The sequence below is a fragment of the Streptomyces virginiae genome (genome assembly GCF_040638905.1).
Taxonomy (GTDB): Bacteria; Actinomycetota; Actinomycetes; order Streptomycetales; family Streptomycetaceae; genus Streptomyces; species Streptomyces virginiae_B.
Genome location: NZ_JBEZYV010000013.1, coordinates 128842 through 143217, shown reverse-complemented (window position 1 = coordinate 143217; position 14376 = coordinate 128842). Strand labels below are relative to the sequence as shown.

The window sequence follows — 14376 nt, the reverse complement described above, 5'->3', positions numbered from 1 at the left end:
ACGAAGAGCGCGAGCAGGCCGGCCGCCGCGCCGAAGGAGCCGAGGACCAGGGGGTCGGTCCAGCCGGAGCGGCCCGCAGCCGTGAGCCCGTACACGAGCGCGACCAGGCCGGAGGTGACGGTGAGGGATCCGGCCACGTCGAGCTGGGAGCGGGGTCCTGCGGCCTCCTTCGGGTCGGCGGGTACGAGCCGCGCAGTGGCGGCGATGACCGCCGCGGCGCCGATGCCGGACGCGTGGAACACCCAGGGCCATCCGGGGCCTTCGGTGAGGATCCCTCCGAGCAGGACCCCGGCCGCGCCGCCCGCGCCGGAGACGGCACCCCAGACGCCGAGGGCCCTGGCGCGGGCGGGCCCGGGTGGATGGAGCCGCATGACCAGGGCGAGTGCGGCGGGCGCGATCGCGGCTGCGCCGACGCCCGGCGCCCGCGCCGGGGGGGTACTCACCAGGGCCTGGGTGGCACCTGGGTACACCCGCTCAAGCGGTGCCGGACACCCTGCGCATAGCCTGCCGTTCATGAGTCACCTGAAGCAGGACGCCGATCCGGCACACCAGGAAGACCCGCGACGCCGCGGCACGGGATCGCTGGTATTGGGCGTCACGGCCGTCGTCGCGTTCTGCTGCCCGTTCCTGCCCGAAGCGCTCCCGCCCCTGGTGCGCTTCCTGCCCCTCTATCTCGTCATCCCGCTCGGCATCTGCGCCGTCGTCTGGGGCAGTCCCGACCTCTGGCGGGCGCGGCGCAGCGAGCGGCCGGCTCCGGTACGGGCCCGTCTCGGGGTCCTGCTCGGCACCCTGGGCATCCTGGGGCCACTCGTCTGGTTCTTCTTCTACCTCGGCGCCGGCTGACCGGAGCGGCCGGCGGCCGGGCCGCCGGCTCGTTGGCGGGGTGACGCGCGGCGAGGGAAGCTGAGGACATGCGAGGGCCTGTCCCGGGCGCGTTGGTGGCCGCGATGGCCGCCATCCTGCTGGTGGCCGGCACACCGGCGCCGAGCGGCGGCGGGGACACCGGACGGCGCGGGGACACCGGACAGCGGGTGGACATCGGCGGTGGGCGGAGCCTGTATCTGCACTGTTCCGGCTCCGGAAGCCCGACCGTGGTCCTGCTCTCCGGGCTGCACGAGGCTTCCGACCCGTGGTCGCTGACCGACACCGCCCCGCCCGTGCCGAAGGCCCCGGCAGTGTTTCCCGGCGTCGCCGCGTTCACCCGCGTGTGCACGTACGACCGGCCCGGCACCATCCGCTACACACAGCCGCCCACGCTCAGCACCCGCAGCACGCCCGTGCGCGGCACCCGGGCGCTGCCCGCCATGGTCCAGGACCTGGACCGGCTGCTGACCGCCGCCCGCGTACCGGGCCCGTACCTGCTGGTGGGGCACTCCTTCGGCGGGATGCTCGCCCTGCGGTACGCGCAGGAGCACCCGGAGCGCACGCGCGGGCTGGTCCTCGTCGACGCGCTGGGGCCCGCGTTGAAGCCCGCGATGGGGGCGGACTGGGCGGCGTACGTCGAAGCGCTCCGGCATCCCGGTACGCCGTTCGACGCCGACCGCGAATTCGAGCAGGTCGACATCGACGGCGGGGTCACCGCCATCGACCGCGGCGGCCCGCTTCCACCCGTCCCCGTCGCGGTGCTCAGCAAGACCGAACCCTTCGCCGCGCCGCCCACCATGTCCAAGGACCTGCTGGCGAAGCTCGAGGCCGCCTGGCCCAAGGCCCAGCAGGCACTGGTGGGCATGCGGCCGCAGACCCCCCACCTGCTGGCGACCGGCAGCGACCACTACGTCCAGCTCCACGACCCGGATCTCACGATCGCGGCAGTACGCCTGATCGTCGACCGGCCGGCGGCGGCCCGGCCGTAACCGGCGCGGTTGTGTCAAGTCCCGAATGGTCGCGACATGACGCGGCCCGGGGGCGGGGGGCTTACTCAGGGGACGGGCTCACCCAGTACGTGGCCCCACCGATGTCGCAGGTGACCAGACGGCCCCGCCCGGGGTCGTCCCTTCGCCGACTTCTGCTGCGCGGCACCGGTTTCGAGGTTCCCCTCCGGGATGTGGAGGCGTTGACGGCCAGAAGGAGCGAGCGCATGCGAGTCACCAAGATTGTCCCGGTGCCCTGTGTCAGGGGGCGAGAGTCGTGAGTTCCATACCTTCTTCGTCCGAGCACCCCACGGGCCCTCCGCCCGGTCCGCTGTCGGGACGGGGGTCGCAGCCGCAGCCCGCGCCCCCGCCGGAGGCTCCACCGCCGGTGCCGCCACCGCCGCCGCCTCCGTCCCGGCCGACGGGCCCCCCGGCGTCCCCCGGCGGCGACGGGGAAGGGCGTCCCAAGCGGCGCTGGCGGTCGCGCAGGACCTTGGTGAGTGCGGGCACGGCGGCCGCCGTGGTCTCGGCGGCGATCGTCAGCTTCACCGTGCTGGGCGGTAACAGCGCGGCCGGCGGCGAGGTCTTCCTGGAGGCCGCCGCGGCGGCCGGACCCGATCCGTTCACCCCGTCGACGGCCACGGAGCCCGATGAGGCCGTCGCCGCGCCCGGGACGACCGGGACGGTACGGGGCGGTACGGGCGGGGCGCGCACCCTCGAAGTCGACGGGGGACACCCGGGCCTGTACGGGGGCACCCGCAACGTCGCGAGCTGTGACGTGGAGAAGCAGATCAAGTTCCTCACGCAGCACACGGACAAGGGCGGTGCCTTCGCCGCCACGCTGGGCGTCCGGGAGGCCGGCATCCCCTCCTACCTGCGATCGCTCACGCCGGTCCGGCTGGGCTGGGACACCCGGGTCACCAACCACGGGTACAAGAACGACGCGCCCACCGGCTACCAGGCGATCCTGCAGGCCGGTACGTCCGTACTGGTCGACGGCCATGGTGTCCCGCGGGTCCGGTGTGCCTGTGGCAACCCTCTGACGCCGCCGGTCGCGGTCCAGGGGAAGGCCAGGCTCAGCGGTACGGAGTGGTCCTCGTTCCGGTCGGGAGAGCTGGTGGCGGTCAAGCCCGCCGCGAAGCCGGTGAAGGCCGTCACGGTGTTCGACGCGGATCGCAAGGCCTGGTACGAGCGCCCGAGCGGTGCGGTGAGGGGCCGGTCGGACCGCGAGGTCGAGCCGCCGCCGAGCCGGCCCGCCGGCTCGCCGTACCCGGCCCTGCCCCCGGCCCCCCAGGGATCGGTCCGGACGAGTCCCGCAGGCGCGGACACGAAGCCGCCGACGAGCCCGGACCGGGGCCCCGACCCGGCCCCGGGAGTGGCCCCCGGCCGAAACCCGGACCCTGCGCGGGAGTCAGGCGGCGAACGACACGGGGACGAGGGCGAGGCCCCGCAGAAGCACTCCCCGAAGCCCCATGAAGGGCGCCCGGACCATGGCAACGACCCCGGGAAGGCGCCGGACGAGGCTCCGGCGCAGGCGCCGGGCACCGGCCGGGGTGACGAACCCGCGAATGCGCCCGGCAAGGCGCCCGGCAAGGCGCCGGGCCAGGAGCCGGGGTCGGGCCGGGGAAAGGAGCAGCCGGGCAAGGCCCGGGACGAGGCTCCGGTGAAGGAGCGGGGCACCGGCCAGTCCGAGGAACCTGGTGGGGCGTCGGGCAAGGACCCCGCGAACGCGCCCGGCAAGGAGCCGGGGACGGGCCGGGGACAGGACCCCGGCAAGGCGCCCGCGACGGCCCCGGACAAGGGCCCGGACCCGGGCAAGGGAGCCGGTCAAAACACCGGCAAGCCGCCTGGTAAGGCGCCGGCTCAGGAGTCGGGGACGGGCCACGGGAAGGACCCCGGCAGGGTGCCGGACGAGGCTCCGGCGAAGGAGCCGGGCACGGGTAGCGGCGACAAGCCTGCCAACGATCCCGCGAACGTTCCCGGCAAGGTGCCCGGACAGGAGTCAGGAACGCGCCCGGGCAAGGCACCGGGCCAGGAGCCGGGCACCGGTCACGGGTCGGACAAGGCGCCCGGCCAAGGCACGGGCAAGGCGCCCGGTCAGGAGTCCGGCAAGGGCAACGGCCAGGGGCCCGGTCAGGGATCGGGCACGGGCACGGGCCAGGCCCCTGAGAAGAATCCGGGACGGCAGGAGCCGGGCTCCGGCGGCCAAGGGTCGGGCCAGGCACCCGGGCCCGTGCCGCAGGAACCCGGAGGCGCGCCGGACAAGGGCTCGGGCAAGGCGCCCGGTCAGGAGACCGGTAAGGCGCGCCAGGGCACCGGCAGCGCCCCCGGCCAGGGTTCCGGCGGCGGCTCGGGCCAAGAGCCGGGCGGCGGTCCCGCCCAGGGCCCGGGCAAGGCACCCGCCCAGGGCACCGGGAAGGCGCCCGGCCACAGCACGGGCAAGGAGACCGGTATGGCGCGCCAGGGCACCGGCAGCGCCCCCGGCCAGGGTTCCGGCGGCGGCTCGGGCCAGGAGCCGGGCGGCGGTCCCGCCCAGGGCACGGGCAAGGCACCCGCCCAGGGCACCGGCAAGGGCACGGGGAAGGCGCCCGGCCAGGGCACGGGCACCGGCAGCGGCCAGGTCCAGGGCGGGGGACAGGGGCAGGGGTCGGGGCAGGCGCCCGGCATGGGAACGGGCGGCGGGGGCCAGGGCCGGAAGACCGGGCGGGATGCCGGCCACGAGCCCGGAAGGGACCGGGTCCAGGACGGCCCTGCCGAGGGGGGCGCGCAAGAGCAGTCGCGCCGATCCGACGGTTCGGGGAGCCGGGAGGAGGAGCCGCTGCTCAGGTAGCCCCCTGGATGCCGCAGCCGAGGCCGCCGCCCCTTCCGGACCGGGACTCGAACCCGGCCGTGAGCGCAACACGGTCCGAGCAGCGTCGACAGGGTTCACGGCACCCACTCCGAAAGGAGAGATATAGCGGTTTGAATCTCTTGGCAATCTTTCACCCCGTTCATCACGAATCTGTGGTGACGCTCCAGATGGTGAAGGAGCAGACAAAGCCGAATGCTTGATGAACCTGATGAAAGGGAGGAGGTGAGTCCGATGACCGCTTCGATGCACATGAAGCGCGTGGTCGTCGGAGTCGCATCCGCGGGGCTGCTGGCAGGCGGCTCGCTGCTGGGTCTGTCCGGTACGGCGAGCGCCGCCCCCGCGGCGGCGGCGACGGCGAACTCGACGGCCCCCGGCACCGGCACCAGCGACCGTGGTCACGACCGTGACCGTGACCGCAACTGGGACAACCGCCACGACCGCTGGGACCGCATTGACCACGATCGGTGCACCTGGGTCAAGGGCCACTGGGCGACCGACAAGTGGGGCAAGGGCCACTGGGAACACAAGTGGCATCCGGGTAGCTGGCACCACGGCTACCGGGACCACCACGGCAACTGGCACGACGGCTGGTGGAGCAAGGGCCACTGGAAGCAGCACTGGGTGCCCGGCCACTCGGTGAACCACTGGGTGCCCGGCCACTGGAACTGCCACAGCAAGTGGTAGCGCCGACCCGGGCCCGGCCGGGGTTCCGGGGCCACGGCCCCGGAACCCCGCCGATCCACCCCCTGTCAGCGACCAGGTCTCAGGAACGACCATGGACACCGCCATCGCCACTGCAGCCGCACCCGCCCCCCACGGCGCCGTCAACGGTGCACCACCCCTGCCACCAGGCCCGCAGGCCGCCCGAGAAGCCCGCCGCGTGGCCGCTGTCTGCTCGCCGTCCACTCCGCGGACCGCCCGCACGACACCACGGAGGACGTCCTCGTCATCGTCTCCGAGCTGAGGGCCAACGCCGTCCGGCACGCCCGACCGCCCTACGCCCTCACACTCAGCGTGCAGTCGGGCCCGGCCGGGATCGCCCTCAGCGACGCCTCCCGCTCGCCGCCCCGGCAGCCCAGCGGCCGCGGCCCGCCGGCCACGCGGGGGCGCGGCCTGGCGATCATCCGCGCCTCGGCGCCGAGTTCTTCGTCAGCCCCGCGCCCTTCGGCAAGCAGGTCATCGCGGCGCTCACCCGGCCCGAGCCCTGACCCACGACGCGTGTGGTGCGGCCAGGCGGAGGCCGGGCACGGCAAGACGGCCAGACGGCCAGGCAGACAGGCCGCCCGGCCACCCCCGTGCCCGGACGCTCCGCCGGCACGCTCATCTGCTCCGTTTGCCAAAAGTCCGGCCATCCGTGCGCACTTCCGCTACGAAGAACCCTCGGACACACCTCACGGCCCGGCTCCACGTACCCAGGACAAGGACAAGGACCACCATGCGATGGACACCCCGCCCCCGGCAGGCCGGCATCGGCTGCCCCTTCGCCTTGTCGCCGCAGCCGGAGCCCGCCCCGTGAACCAACCACTCCCGTTCGGTCCAGGTCGCGCGGGCCGTGTCAGTCATGCCGGCCGCAGCGACCTCTCCGAGGTCATGGACGAGGTCGCCCACGGCGACAAGCAGGCCTTCTCCGCCCTCTACGACGCGCTCGCACCCCTGGTCTTCGGGATCGTGGTCAGAGTCGTACGCGACCGGGCCCAGTCGGAGGAGGTCGCGCAGGAGGTCATGATCGACCTGTGGCGGCAGGCCGCCCGCTACCGGCCCGACCACGGCAGCGTCACCGCGTGGGCGGCGACCATCGCCCACCGGCGGGCCGTGGACCGGGTCCGCTCCGCCCAGGCGTCCGCCGACCGGGAACAGGCCCAGGCGGCACGCGAGCACCAGACGGCGTTCGACGAGGTCTCCGAGCAGGTCGAGACCCGCCTGGAGAGCGAGCAGGTGCGCCGCTGCATGCGCGGACTGACCGAACTCCAGCGCCAGGTCGTGACCCTGGCCTACTACCGTGGCCTGACCTACCGTGAGGTCGCCGAAGCCCTGCGCACACCGCTGCCGACCATCAAGACACGCATGCGCGACGGGCTGATCCGGCTCCGCGACTGCATGGGGGTGACCACATGAAGCAACACCACTCCGACGTCCACACCCTCGCCGCCGCCTACGCCCTCAACGCCTTGGAGCCCGCCGAGCGGCAGGCGTTCACCGAGCACCTGCCGCAGTGCCAGGCGTGCCGCGAGGAGGTGGCCGAGTTCGAGGCGACCGCCGCGCGCCTGGCGGACGCCGCCGCGCAGTATCCGCCGGCCGCTATGAAGCACCACGTCCTGGCCGCCGTCGACGGCGTACGCCAACTGCCGCCGCGCGTCCCCGACACCGCGCCGACCGCGTCCATCGGCAGCGCGCTGCGGCGCCGGGCCGTACCCCTCGCGCTCGCCGCGAGCGTGGTCGCGGCCGCGTCGTTCGCCGGCCTGGCCGCCTGGCAGAACCAGCAGAGCGAGCAGTACCAGCAGCGGGCCACCCGGGCCGAGCAGCGTCTCGACGACGTCAGCACCGTCCTGGCCGCTCCTGACGCCCGTACGGCTCACGGCCGGGCCAGCAACGGAGCGGCCACCACCGTCGTCGCCTCCCAGCGGCAGAACAGGGCCGTCTTCACCGCATCCGGCCTGCCCGCACCGGCCCCCGGCAAGACCTACCAGCTCTGGCTCGACCACGACGGCACCATGCGCCCGGCCGGGTTCATCCGACAGGACGGCACCGTCCTCATCGACGGGGACACCGCCGACGCCGGCGCCGTCGGACTCACCCTCGAACCGGCCGGGGGTTCCCGCCGCCCCACCTCCGCCCCCCTGATCCTGATGGCCCTGCCCACCTGACGCCTCCGTCCGCGCCCCGGCGCGCACCCCGCCGATCCGCCCACCCTGCGATCTCCACCAATCCGCCCGCCCCTCCGCCGCGAAGAACGGGTGCGCGACCGCACCCGGCGGCGCGGTGAGTGGCGGGAGTGCTGAGGTGGAACACCGGAAAGCAGCGGTGATCGGCGCCGGGGTCGCGGGCCTGACGGCCGCCCACGTCCTGGCGCGCTCGTACGAGGTCACCCTCTACGAGGCCGACGGCCGCCTCGGCGGCCACGCCCACACCCATGAGCTCACCGGCCCGGACGGGCGGCCCATGGGCGTGGACTCGGGGTTCGTCGTTCACAACGAGCGCACCTGTCCGACCCTGCTACGGCTCTTCCGCGAGCTGGGGGTCTCCACCCAGGACGCCGAGATGAGCATGTCGGTACGGTGCGACGGCTGCGGCCTGGAGTACGCGGGCGCCCGCGGCCCGGCCGGCCTGCTCACCGGCCGGCGGGCGCTGCGCGGCCGCTACCTGCGCCTGCTCGGGCAGGTGCCCGTCTTCCACCGCAAGGCCCGCCGGCTGCTCGCCGACCCGCCCTCCCCTCACGTCACCCTCGGCGACTTCCTCCGCGAAGGCCGCTTCTCCCCGTACTTCGTCAGCCATTTCGCCCTCCCGCTGGTCTCCGGGGTGTGGTCGTGCCCCGCACGCACGGCGCTGGCCCACCCGGCCGCCCACCTCTTCACCTTCCTGCACCACCACGGCCTGCTGTCGGTCACGGGCTCCCCGCAGTGGAAGACCGTCACCGGCGGGTCCGCCACCTACGTCGAGGCCGTGGCCAAGAGCGTGCACCGCGTCCGTACCTCCAGCCCCGTGCAGGCGGTCCACCGGGCCGCGCGCGGCTCCGGCGCCTGGATAACCACCGAGAACGGCGCCACCGACGGCTACGACGCCGTCGTGATCGCCACCCACCCCGACCAGGCCCTCCGCCTGCTCGCCGATCCCACCCCGGACGAACGGCGGCTCTTGGGCGCCTTCACGTACGCGCCCAACCCGGCCGTCCTGCACACCGACACGAGCCTCCTGCCCCGCTCACCCCGTGCCCGGGCCAGCTGGAACTACCACCTGCCGGCCTGCGAACCCTCAACCGAGGCCGTCCGCGTCAGCTACGACATGAGGCGCCTGCAAAACCTGCCCGACGGTGCCGACCACGTGGTGACCCTCGGCGCCGACGACCGCGTCGACCCCGGCCGGGTGGTGCGCCGCATGCTGTACGAACACCCCGTCCACACGCCCGCCTCGGTCGCCGCGCAGGAGGAACTGCCGCGCCTGAACACCGGCGTGACCGCGTACGCCGGAGCGTGGCACGGCTGGGGCTTCCACGAGGACGGCTGCCGCTCGGGCGTGGCAGCCGCCCGCGCCCTGGGGGTGCGCTGGTGACCGGGGGAGCGGCGCCCGCCGCCGCGCTGTACGAGTGCGTGGTCGTCCACACCCGTACCGCCCCCCTGCGCCATGACGTCCGGCACCGCACCTACCTGTGGTGCGTGGACCTCGACCGGCTGCCGGTCCTGCCGCGCCCGCTGCGCCCCCTCGCCCGGTTCGACCCGCGTGACCACTTCGCGGGCCGGGCACCCACGATCCGCGCCGGTCTGGAGGAGTTCCTCGCGTCCCGCGACATCGACATAGCCGGCGGGCGCGTGGTGATGCTCGCCCACGCCCGCGTCTTCGGCTTCGTCTTCAACCCCCTCAGCGTCTACTGGTGCCACGACGCCTCAGGGTCCCTCGTGTGCGTCGTCGCGGAGGTCCACAACACGTACGGGCAGCGGCACTGTTACCTGCTGCACCCGGACGCGGGCGGCCGGGCGAGGGCGGAGAAGCGGTTCTACGTCTCGCCGTTCTTCCCGGTCGAGGGCCACTACCGGATGCGCCTGCCGCTCCCCGAGGAACGCCTCCACCTGACCGTGCACCTCGACACCGAGGCCGGCCGGCCGTTCACCGCCACCGTGCGAGGACGGGCCCGCTCCGCCACGGCCCGCGCCCTCCTGCGGGCCGCCGCCCGCCGGCCCTGGTCGACCGCCGCCGTCCGGGCGGGGATCCACCTCCACGGTGTCCGTCTGCTCCTGCGCGGCCTGCCCGTACAACCCCGCCCCCGGCACACCCCGCAGAAGGGAATGGTTCCGTGACCCGCCCGGCCACCACGCCCGACCACCAGCCCCGACGTCCGGGTTGGCCGTGTGGGCCGCGGGACTCGGCTTCGAGGCGGTGGGCGACCACCAGTCGGCCCGGTACAAGGAGGACCCGGCCAACCGGGGCCGCATCATGGACCGCGGCCTGTGGGGCTGGACCCGCCATCCCCACTACTTCGGCGACAGCCTCGTCCCGCCGGCCTCTGGCACCGGATCACGGCCGGGGCCACCGCGGCGCTCCTGGGGCGCGCCCCGTTCCCGGCCGACTTCGCAGGCCTCGCCGACCCGGTCGGCCCCGCCGGGAACACGACCGGAACGCCGTGGCCGGCCTGGTGATCACCGAGCCCGCGCCGCCGGTGCGCTGTGCGGGCCGGTTCCCCCGCCCGGCCGGGACAGCGTGCTGGGCCACCAGGCGCGAGGGCCGATGTCGATGATGAGGGCCGGCACCAGCAGGGAACGCACGACGAGGGTGTCCAGCAGGACGCCGAACGCGACAATGAAGGCGATCTGGACGAGGAAGGCCAGCGGGATCACCATCAGCGCGGCGAAGGTCGCGGCGAGGACGACTCCGGCGGAGGTGATGACCCCGCCCGTGGTGACGAGCCCCCGCAACACGCCCTCGCGGGTACCCGATCGAACGGTTTCCTCGCGCACCCGGGACATCAGGAAGATGTTGTAGTCGACGCCGAGGGCGACCAGGAACACGAACCCGTACAGCGGTACGGACGCGTCGGTCCCGCTGAAGCCCAGCAGGTGCTCAAAGACGAGCGCGGAAACCCCCAGCGTGGCGAGGAAGTTCAGCGCGACCGTCGCCACCAGCAGGACGGGCACGAGCACCGACCGCAGGAGCGCGACCAGGATCAGCAGGATGATGCCGAGGACGATCGGGACGATCACGGTGCGGTCGCGTGCCGAGGTCTGCTGGGTGTCGAACTGCTGGGCCGTGTAACCCCCGACGAGCGCGTCGGCCCCCGGCACGGCGTGCACGCGCTCGCGCAGCCTCTGGACCGTCCGCTTCGCGGCGTCGCTGTCGGCCGCGGCTTCCAGGGTGGCGTCCAACCGCACCCGGCCGTCCACGACGAGCGGAGCGCCCGGGCCGCCGGGTCGTCCGCCGCCCGCGGTGACGGGGACGACCGCCGCGACCCCTTCCGTGCTCTCGGCGGCCGCCCGTACCTCGGCGGCCCGGTCGGCGTCCGCGATGACGACGGCCGGATTGCCCGAGCCGCCGGGGAAGTGCCGGGCGAGGGTCTGCTGGGCGCCGACCGAGGGGGCGCCGCCCACGAAGATCTCGTCCAGCGGCACGCCCTTGGACGACAGCGCGGGGGAGAAGCCGGCCAGCACCACGAGCAGTACGGAGGTGGACACCCACACGCGCCGCGGCCCCCGGTCGATCAGTGCGGCGACACGGCGCCACACGCCGTGCCCCTCGCCCGCGGCGTCGGCCGGCCCGGGCACGGCGGGCCAGTACGCGGTGCGGCCCAGCAGGACCAGAACCGCCGGCAGGAAGGTCAGCGAGCTCAGCACCGCGCAGACGATCCCGATCGCGCCGACCGGCCCGAGAGCCCGGTTGTTCGTCAGATCGCTCGCCAGCAGGGCAAGCAGTCCCAGCGCCACGGTCGCCGCGCTGGCGGTGACCGCCCCCGCCGACCGGCGCACGGCGGCCAGCGCCGCGTCCGCCCGGTCGCCCCGTACGGCGAGCTCCTCGCGGAAGCGCGCCGCGACGAGCAGGGCGTAGTCGGTCGAGGCGCCGATCACGAGGATCGACAGGATCCCCTGGACCTGGCCGTCCACACGGACGGCGCCCCGGTCGGCCAGCGCGTACACCACCGCGCACGCCAGGCCCAGGGCGAACACCGCACTGATGATGATCACCAGTGGCAGCAGCACGCTGCGGTACACCAGCAGCAGGATCAACAGCACCGCTCCGAGGGCCACGCCCACCAGCAGCCCGTCGATCCCCGCGAACGCGTCCGACAGATCCGCCTGGGTGGCTGCCGGGCCGGCGATCCCCACCGAGGTGCCCGGCACCCTTTGCACCGTCTGCCGCACCTCGTCCAGGACCGCCGGAAGTTCCTCACCCAGGTCGGGCGCGAGCGGGACGACCGCCTGGACGGCCAGACCGTCGGCGGAGACGACCGCCGGCGAGGGCGCGCCGGTGATTCCGGGCCGGCCGGCGAGGCCCGCGACGGCCCGCGCGGCGGCCTCCTGCTGCCCGGCCGTCACCGGGGCACCGTCCGCCGTCCACACCACGACCGCCGGGACGGACTGACCCCGCTCGAAGGCCTTGCGGGCTTCGATGACCTGCGTCGACTCGGCGCTGCGCGGCAGGAACGCCGCCTGGTCGTTCGTGGCGACCTCGCGCAGCTTCCCCGCGTACGGTCCGAGCGTCCCGCCGATGCCGAGCCAGACGAGCAACAGCGCGAGCGGAACGATCCAGCGGGCCCAGCGCGGTGCGTTTCTCAATGCGAGTCCTTGGGTCGTGACAGGTGCGTCGGCCGGTGAGGACCGTCCATGTCAACGACGGTCCCTCATCTCCCTTCCGGGGAAGCACCCGATCGGGTTGCACTTTCTCCGCACACCATGCAGGGAAAGTGCCGGGGTCGACCGGGGGCGACGCAGCCGCCGTGCGGGTGAATGGCCCGGGTGCCGACTACCGCGTGCCCTTGGATGGGGTCCGTACGCGGACGGACCGACCACCAGCTCCCGGAGACCGGTATGAGGAAGATCAAGGCGCAGCTGTTCATCTCGCTCGACGGCGTCGTCGAGGCACCCGACCAGTGGCACTTCCCCTATTTCGACGAGGAGATGGGCGCCGCCGTCGACGCCACCCTCGGCCGGGCCGACACCCTGCTGCTCGGACGCAGGACCTACGACAGCTTCGCGGGCGCCTGGCCGGAGCGGGAGGCGGCGGGCGGGGAGGACGCACCGTTCGCCAAGGTACTGGGTGACGCCCGCAAGATCGTGGTGTCGAACGGCCCGCTCGCGTTCACCTGGCGCAACTCCGAACAGCTCGCCGGTGACCTCACCGAGGGAGTCGCCGCACTCAAGGAGGAGCCGGACGCCGGGACACCCGTCTGGATCAGCGGCTCGGTCTCCGTCGTGCGCCGGCTGATGGCCGCCGGACTCCTGGACGAACTGAACCTCCTGCTGCACCCGATCGCCGTGCGTACCGGCATGCGCCTGTTCGGGCAGGACGCGACCCCGGTCCCGCTGGAGCTGCTGTCCTGCGAGACGTTCCGCACCGGGGTGCTGAACCTCTCGTACGCCCTGGCCGCCGCACCCGGCGGGGCGGCGTACGACGACGCCAAGACCCACCTCCCCCAGCACTAGCCGATGGCTGCCGCAGGCCGGGGGAGAGGCGGCCGCGCCTTCGTGGCCGCGGCGCTCGCGGGATGTCTGGTGGGGCTGGTCGGCGGCGGCTTCCGCTGGTGCCTGGAGCACGCCGACCTGCTGCGCGCGTCGCTGCTGGAAGCGGCCGCCGCACAGGGCGGGGCGGGCCGCCTGATTCCCGTGGCCCTCACCGCGGCGGGCGCGGCGCTGGCCTGCGCGATCGCCCGGCGGGTCCCGCACGCCCCGGGCAGCGGGATCCAGCACGTGGAAGCGGTGTGGCGGCAGGAGTCGGAGGCCGGTTCGGCCCGGTTGCTGCCGGTGAAGTTCGTGGGCGGACTCATCGCGATCGGTTCGGGCCTGGTGCTGGGCAGGGAGGGGCCGATCGTCCACATGGGTGCCGCGATCGGGTCCCGGGCGGGCCGGCGCGGCCGGCTGGACGCCGAGGACGCCCGCATGCTGCACACCGCGCTGGGCGGGGCAGGCCTGGCGGTGGCGTTCACCGCCCCGCTGGGCGGGCTGGTGTTCGTCTGCGAGGAGGTCACCGGCACGGTGCGGCCCCGCCTGGTGCTGCTGACGCTCGTCGGCACGCTCTCCGCCGTGGCCGTCTCCCAGCCCCTCGTGGGAGACGCGCTCGTCCTTCCCGTCGCGGCCCTCCCCGCGCCACCGCTGTGGATGCTGCCGGTCTTCCTGCTGTGCGGGGTGACCGCCGGGGCGCTGGGCGCCGCGTACAGCGCGCTGGTCGTGGGGACCCTGGAGGTGTGCGACCGGCTGACCCGGGTTCCGCTCGTCGCCCGGGCGGCCGTCATCGGGGCCCTGGTCGGCGCGCTGATGGCCTTCGATCCGCTCCTCACGGGCGGCGGCGACCAGCTGAGCGAGCGCCTGCTGGCGGGCGGAGGCCTGACGGCGGCGGCCCTGACGGTCTGCCTCGCCGTACGGTTCGTGGCCGGCCCGCTCAGCTACGCGGCCGCGACGCCCGGCGGGCTGTTCGCCCCGCTGCTGGCCCTCGGCGCCCTGTGGGGGACGCTCACCCATGCCCTCGTCTCCCTCCTGCTCCCGGCGGACGCTGCGGGTCCGGCCGCGTTCGCGGTAGTGGGGATGGCCGCCGTGTTCACCGGCGTGGTGCGGGCACCGCTCACCGGCATCGTCCTGGTGACCGAGATGACGGGTGCCGGCGTGCTCCTGCTGCCCCTGCTGACCGCCTGTTTCGCCGCCGCCGTGACCGCGGACCGGCTGGGGAGCGACCCCCTGTACGACACCCTGCGGCGCCGGATGCAGGAACGGTCCTGACGGGGGCCCGGGCCGCGGGGCGGGGGCGACGATTGCGGGTGGGGCG

General features: G+C 74.3%; 11 protein-coding genes and 2 pseudogenes. 11 read left to right on the top strand and 2 right to left on the bottom strand.

Going from position 1 to position 14376, the window contains the following annotated elements; genetic code table 11:
- Positions 1-11: 11 nt before the first annotated feature.
- A pseudogene (locus AB0F82_RS20360) lies at positions 12-515 on the bottom strand (MFS transporter); the annotation flags it as partial.
- Between AB0F82_RS20360 and AB0F82_RS20355 the strand changes: the two are divergent.
- The 9 genes and pseudogenes from AB0F82_RS20355 to AB0F82_RS20315 form a co-directional block, all read left to right on the top strand.
- Positions 514-843, top strand: coding sequence for a hypothetical protein (locus AB0F82_RS20355; protein WP_362629551.1), 330 nt, complete (start codon positions 514-516; stop codon positions 841-843). The pseudogene AB0F82_RS20360 and the gene AB0F82_RS20355 overlap by 2 nt on opposite strands.
- A gap of 68 nt (positions 844-911) precedes the next feature.
- The gene (locus AB0F82_RS20350) at positions 912-1853 is read left to right on the top strand and encodes an alpha/beta fold hydrolase (protein ID WP_362629548.1); all 942 of its coding nucleotides are present in this window, start codon (positions 912-914) and stop codon (positions 1851-1853) included.
- 493 nt (positions 1854-2346) lie between these two features.
- Complete coding sequence (locus AB0F82_RS20345) at positions 2347-4680, top strand: DUF6777 domain-containing protein (protein ID WP_362629545.1); 2334 nt, start codon at positions 2347-2349, stop codon at positions 4678-4680.
- Positions 4681-4932: 252 nt separating this feature from the next.
- Positions 4933-5385, top strand: coding sequence for a hypothetical protein (locus tag AB0F82_RS20340; RefSeq protein ID WP_362629542.1), 453 nt, complete (start codon positions 4933-4935; stop codon positions 5383-5385).
- 828 nt (positions 5386-6213) lie between these two features.
- The gene (gene sigK / locus AB0F82_RS20335; RefSeq protein ID WP_362629540.1) at positions 6214-6816 is read left to right on the top strand and encodes an ECF RNA polymerase sigma factor SigK; all 603 of its coding nucleotides are present in this window, start codon (positions 6214-6216) and stop codon (positions 6814-6816) included.
- Entirely contained in the window at positions 6813-7565 is a 753-nt protein-coding gene (locus AB0F82_RS20330) for an anti-sigma factor (RefSeq protein WP_362629537.1), read from the top strand. Before sigK ends, AB0F82_RS20330 begins: the two co-directional genes overlap by 4 nt.
- Positions 7566-7701: 136 nt before the next feature.
- A complete protein-coding gene (locus AB0F82_RS20325; RefSeq protein WP_362629534.1) occupies positions 7702-8967 on the top strand; it encodes an NAD(P)/FAD-dependent oxidoreductase in 1266 nt (421 codons plus the stop codon).
- Positions 8961-9710, top strand: coding sequence for a DUF1365 domain-containing protein (locus tag AB0F82_RS20320; protein ID WP_436842119.1), 750 nt, complete (start codon positions 8961-8963; stop codon positions 9708-9710). The genes AB0F82_RS20325 and AB0F82_RS20320 overlap by 7 nt, the downstream gene beginning before the upstream one ends.
- Before the next feature lie 37 nt (positions 9711-9747).
- Positions 9748-9906, top strand: a pseudogene (locus AB0F82_RS20315) (DUF1295 domain-containing protein); the annotation flags it as partial.
- Between the two features lie 143 nt (positions 9907-10049).
- On the opposite strand, the gene AB0F82_RS20310 reads toward AB0F82_RS20315, so the two are convergent.
- Positions 10050-12176, bottom strand: a complete 2127-nt coding sequence (locus AB0F82_RS20310; protein ID WP_362629528.1) for an MMPL family transporter — start codon at positions 12174-12176, stop codon at positions 10050-10052.
- A 252-nt stretch (positions 12177-12428) separates the two neighbouring features.
- Here AB0F82_RS20310 and AB0F82_RS20305 point away from each other — a divergent pair, with 252 nt between their 5' ends.
- Positions 12429-13043: a dihydrofolate reductase family protein gene (locus AB0F82_RS20305; RefSeq protein ID WP_362629525.1), complete on the top strand. Its 615-nt coding sequence runs from the start codon at positions 12429-12431 to the stop codon at positions 13041-13043.
- A 3-nt stretch (positions 13044-13046) separates the two neighbouring features.
- Entirely contained in the window at positions 13047-14330 is a 1284-nt protein-coding gene (locus AB0F82_RS20300; protein WP_362629522.1) for a ClC family H(+)/Cl(-) exchange transporter, read from the top strand.
- The last annotated feature ends 46 nt before the right edge of the window (positions 14331-14376 follow it).

Excerpts from the sequence above, each read along its gene's own strand:
- AB0F82_RS20355 (WP_362629551.1), top strand. The coding sequence starts at position 514 with ATGAGTCACCTGAAGCAGGACGCCGATCCGGCACACCAGGAAGACCCG.
- AB0F82_RS20350 (WP_362629548.1), top strand. The coding sequence starts at position 912 with ATGCGAGGGCCTGTCCCGGGCGCGTTGGTGGCCGCGATGGCCGCCATC.
- AB0F82_RS20340 (WP_362629542.1), top strand. The coding sequence starts at position 4,933 with ATGACCGCTTCGATGCACATGAAGCGCGTGGTCGTCGGAGTCGCATCC.
- AB0F82_RS20330 (WP_362629537.1), top strand. The coding sequence starts at position 6,813 with ATGAAGCAACACCACTCCGACGTCCACACCCTCGCCGCCGCCTACGCC.
- AB0F82_RS20305 (WP_362629525.1), top strand. The coding sequence starts at position 12,429 with ATGAGGAAGATCAAGGCGCAGCTGTTCATCTCGCTCGACGGCGTCGTC.
- AB0F82_RS20300 (WP_362629522.1), top strand. The coding sequence starts at position 13,047 with ATGGCTGCCGCAGGCCGGGGGAGAGGCGGCCGCGCCTTCGTGGCCGCG.